General features: G+C 69.9%; 6 protein-coding genes and 1 pseudogene. All 7 read left to right on the top strand.

The window, feature by feature from the left end; genetic code table 11:
* Positions 1–205 (top strand): annotated as a pseudogene (locus ACWELJ_RS33525) (hypothetical protein); the annotation flags it as partial.
* Positions 206–359: 154 nt separating this feature from the next.
* Positions 360–983 carry a GTP cyclohydrolase I FolE gene (gene folE, locus ACWELJ_RS33520; protein WP_357087503.1) on the top strand — a complete coding sequence of 208 codons (624 nt, stop codon included), beginning with the start codon at positions 360–362 and terminating at the stop codon, positions 981–983.
* A gap of 202 nt (positions 984–1185) precedes the next feature.
* A complete protein-coding gene (gene folP / locus ACWELJ_RS33515; RefSeq protein ID WP_452370083.1) occupies positions 1186–2040 on the top strand; it encodes a dihydropteroate synthase in 855 nt (284 codons plus the stop codon).
* Positions 2037–2426 carry a dihydroneopterin aldolase gene (gene folB / locus ACWELJ_RS33510; RefSeq protein WP_452370082.1) on the top strand — a complete coding sequence of 130 codons (390 nt, stop codon included), beginning with the start codon at positions 2037–2039 and terminating at the stop codon, positions 2424–2426. The genes folP and folB overlap by 4 nt, the downstream gene beginning before the upstream one ends.
* Before the next feature lie 2 nt (positions 2427–2428).
* Positions 2429–2965, top strand: a complete 537-nt coding sequence (gene folK, locus ACWELJ_RS33505) for a 2-amino-4-hydroxy-6-hydroxymethyldihydropteridine diphosphokinase (protein ID WP_452370081.1) — start codon at positions 2429–2431, stop codon at positions 2963–2965.
* Positions 2962–3429: a DUF3180 domain-containing protein gene (locus tag ACWELJ_RS33500; RefSeq protein ID WP_357087494.1), complete on the top strand. Its 468-nt coding sequence runs from the start codon at positions 2962–2964 to the stop codon at positions 3427–3429. Before folK ends, ACWELJ_RS33500 begins: the two co-directional genes overlap by 4 nt.
* Positions 3430–3498: 69 nt before the next feature.
* The coding region (locus tag ACWELJ_RS33495) for a DUF6779 domain-containing protein (protein ID WP_452370080.1) at positions 3499–4386 on the top strand (888 nt) is incomplete at its 3' end.

Below are 4386 nucleotides of genomic sequence, written 5' to 3'. Positions count from 1 at the left end.
GTGGCCGCCGCAGGAGGACGAGGCTCAGGCCCCGCAGCCGCGCGGCGCGTACGGCGGCTGGGCGCCCGCGGGCAACCAGCGGTATCAGCCGGGTGGTCAGTACCAGCCGGGCTATCAGCAGCCGGAGCCTCCGGCCGCGCCGCCCGCCGCCGGGAATGACGAGGACGAGAAGAACGGTTGGGACGGACCGAACGGTCGTCGCTGACCGCGGTCCCGATAGGCTCTATGGGTTCGCGGCCCGGCTCGGGCGAGTTCGTTCGCGGAGGCGATTGCCCCTGCGAACGGACTCGCCCGAGTGGCACGGCGACCGCGTCCAGGCCGCGTCTGTATGTGCGGCAAGTCAACACAGGAGGTGTCGATTGTCGGCCACCAACAATCGTGTCGTATCCGGCCCGATCGCGCTCGACACCGGTCGGCCGTTCGATCAGGAGCGTGCCGAGGCCGCTGTCCGCGAGCTGCTGATCGCCGTCGGCGAGGATCCGGACCGTCCCGGTCTCGCCGATACCCCCGCCCGGGTGGCCCGGGCCTACCGCGAGATGTTCGCGGGCTTGTTCACCGACCCGTCCGACGTGCTCAACACCACCTTCGAGGAAGGGCACCAGGAACTGGTGCTGGTGCGTGACATCCCCATGTACTCGACCTGTGAACACCACCTGGTGGCGTTCCACGGCGTCGCGCACGTCGGCTACATCCCCGGCCCGCACGGCCGGGTGACCGGTCTGTCCAAGCTGGCCCGCCTGGTCGACCTCTACGCCAAGCGCCCGCAGGTGCAGGAGCGGCTCACCTCCCAGATCGCCGACGCGGTGATGGAGAAGCTGGATCCGCGCGGCGCGATCGTGGTGATCGAGGCCGAGCACCTGTGCATGGCGATGCGCGGCATTCGCAAGCCGGGCGCGTCCACCACCACCTCGGCCGTGCGCGGCATGCTGCAGAGCAACGCCTCCTCGCGCGCCGAGGCCCTGGACCTCATCCTCCGAAAGTGAGTGCTGTGTCCAATTTGCCTCCGCTTCGCTCCGGCTGGTTCGCGGCCCCGTGGTCTCGATTCTTCCCTCCTCCGCTCCTCCGCTTCGCTCCGTCGCTCCGTCAGTCCAGAATCGAGACGGCCGCGAACCTTGGGGGCGGGAGCGTGGTGACGTTGTGACAACACGCCTGTTGGAGCCGCGTGGGGGACGTTCCTGTGTGGTCATGGGCGTCGTGAACGTCACCAGCGATTCGTTCTCCGATGGTGGCCGCTACCTGGATCCGGGGCTGGCGGTCGCGCACGGGCTCGAGTTGTACGAGCTGGGCGCGGACATCGTCGATGTCGGCGGTGAGTCGACGCGGCCGGGCGCGATCCGGATCGATCCGGAAACCGAAGCGGCGCGGGTGGTTCCGGTGATCCGGGAGCTGGCCGCGGCCGGGGTGCCGACCAGTGTGGACACCATGCGGGCCGATGTGGCCGCGGCGGCGATCGCGGCGGGCGTGACCATGGTCAATGACGTCTCCGGCGGTCGCGCCGACCCGGACATGGTGAAAGTGGTCGCGGAGACCGGGATTCCGTGGATCCTCATGCATTGGCGGGCCGAGGCCGACTACCGGCACGCCGGGCCCGCCGAGCAATACGACGACGTGGTGTCGAAGGTGTGGGAGGAGCTCAACGCTCAGGTCGAGTTCGCGCTCGCCGGCGGCGTCGGCCTGGAGCAGCTGGTGCTGGATCCGGGCCTGGGCTTCGCCAAGAACGCCGACCACAACTGGGAGTTGCTGGGCGGCTTGTTCTATCGCATGACCGAGATGATGGACGCCGGGATCCCGATCCTGATCGGGGCCTCCCGCAAGCGTTTCCTCGGCGCGCTGCTGGCCGAGGGCGAGACGCCGCGTCCGCCCGACGGCCGCGAGGTGGCCACGGCCACGATCTCCGCCCTGGCCGCCGAGCACGGCGCGTGGGGCGTGCGGGTGCACGATGTCCGGTCGTCGCTGGACGCCATCTCGGTGGTGGACGCCACCACCCGGGCCGCGCGGCGGCTGCGGGAGCGCTATCGGGAAGCGGGGCAGCGGCAGTGAGCGGGGACCGGATCGAATTGCGCGGCCTGCGCGTCTTCGGCCACCACGGCGTGTTCGACTTCGAGAAGCGCGACGGCCAGGAGTTCGTCGTGGATCTCACGCTGTGGACCGACTTCTCGGCCGCCGCGAAATCCGACGACATCGCCGACACCGTCCACTACGGCGAGCTCGCCGAGCAGGTGGTGGCCATCGTGGCGGGCGAGCCCAAGGACCTGATCGAGACGGTGGTCTCGAACATCGCCGACGAGGTGATGGCCGATACCCGGATCCAGGCGCTGGAAGTGGTGCTGCACAAGCCTTTCGCGCCGATTCCGCATACCTTCGAAGACGTCCGTGTAGTCACGTCCCGCCGGCGCGCAGCAGACCCTGAGGGAGCGGAGGAGTAGCGGTGACCCGCGTAGTCCTGTCGATCGGATCCAATCTCGGCGACCGGCTGGCGCATCTGCGCAGTGTCGTGGAGGCGCTGGGCCCGCGCCTGGTGGCGGTCTCGTCGGTGTACTCGACGCCGCCGTGGGGCGGGGTGCCGCAGCAGGACTATCTGAATGCCGTGCTGGTGGCCGAGGATCCGGCGCTGGAGCCCTCGGATTGGCTACGCCTGGGCCAGGAGCTGGAGCAGGCCGCGGGCCGGGTCCGGGAAGTCCGCTGGGGCGCGCGCACTCTCGACGTGGACGTGGTGTCCGCCGAGCAGCGCCGCCGTGACGGCCGGACCGTGGTGCGCAGTCAGGATCCGGTGCTGACGCTGCCGCATCCGCAGGCGCATCACCGCGCGTTCGTGCTGGTGCCGTGGCTCGAGGTGGAGCCGGACGCGGAGCTGGAGGCGGCCGGGGCGCTGCGCTCGCTGCGAGAGTGGCTGTCGGCCTTGGACGGTGCCGAGGTGCTGGGCGTGCGCCGCACCGAGTTGACGCTGGGCTGGACGCCGCGGTGAAACCGACTCGCATTCTCGATCTGTGCGCGAACGTGCTGCTGGCCGCGGTGGTGGCGTGGATCGCCACCAATGTGGCGTACTCCAGTTTCCCGCCGATCTCGGTGTTCTCGGGCGCGTCGCTGCTGCCGGTGGCGCTGCTGGAAGTGGTGCTGGCCTTCGTGATTCGCCAGCGCAAGGACAATCACGGGATCGGTCCGGGTTCGGGGCAGCTGCATCCGATCACGGCGGCCCGCGCGGTGGCGTTGGCCAAGGCGTCTGCGCAGGTGGGTTCGCTGGTGGGCGGTATCTGGCTGGGTTTTCTGGTGTGGCTGGCCATGCATTCGGATCTGCGTGCGGCGACGGCGGATACACCGGGCACGGTGGTGGGTCTGGTCAGCGGTATCGCGCTGGTCGCGGCGGCTTTGTGGCTGGAGTATTGCTGTCGCGCGCCCATCGAGCCGCCCGACGAAGCGGCTACTTCGTAGCTAACGGAATGATGCTGATCATCCTTCAGGTCGAGGACGTGCCCGGAAGATCACGCTACGCTGGCGGACATGGTTTCACCCTCCCGTAGCAGTGCTTCCCGTCGCCGCCGGGAGGATGCGGGAAAGTTCTTCACCGGCTTTCTGCTTCTCCTCGGACTGGTTGCCAGCGTTTTCCTGGTCTTCAGTGACAACCTCCACCTGATTCGGGTGGGCCTGGTCGCGGCGCTGTGGGCGGCCGCCATCGGCGCCCTCGCCGCCACCCGTTATCGCAGGGAGGCGGCCGTCGACAAGGCGAAAGTGGGTGACCTCCAGAAGGTCTATCAACTGCAGCTGGAACGCGAGGTTGCTGCGCGCCGCGAATACGAGTTGGGCGTGGAGACCCGGGTCCGCCACGAGGTCGGCGCGGACGCCGCCGAAATGGCCGCGCTGCGCGCCGAACTCACGGTCCTGCGCGAGAGCCTGCAGCGTCTGTTCGACGGCGACCTGCCCTCCGAGCGCCCCGCCCTGCGGGCCGATGCCGTTCGCGTCCAAGAACTTCCGGGAGGCGACGCGGTCGAGTCTCCGGAAGCGGCGAACGATAACTGGTCGAACGCGGACCCCTGGGACCCGTGGTCGTCCCCCGATCAGACCGAGGACGAGGACGACCCGCGCGCCCGCATCGCCCCCAAGTTCGACCCCTCCCACCCCGAGCCGCCGGCCTTCGCCACCCCCTTCGACGACCCGGTCACCGCCGAGACGTCGATCATCACCGACGCCATGCGCCAGGACTACGAAGCCGAACGCGCCGCCGCCGACCCGGACTCCGACTCCCCGGCCCCCGACTCCCCGGCCCCCGCACCGGAAACCACCGCCGCCACCCCGGAAACCCCCGAGCCCGCACCCGCCACCAACGGCCACGCCACCGCGAGCGGCAACGGCAACGGCGGCGCCGCCACCCCGGTCCCGCGCCTGGAGCCC

It is taken from the genome of Nocardia sp. NPDC004582 (assembly GCF_053602115.1).
Note: the sequence above shows the minus strand (reverse complement) of the source record. Positions and strands in the feature narration are given on the sequence as shown.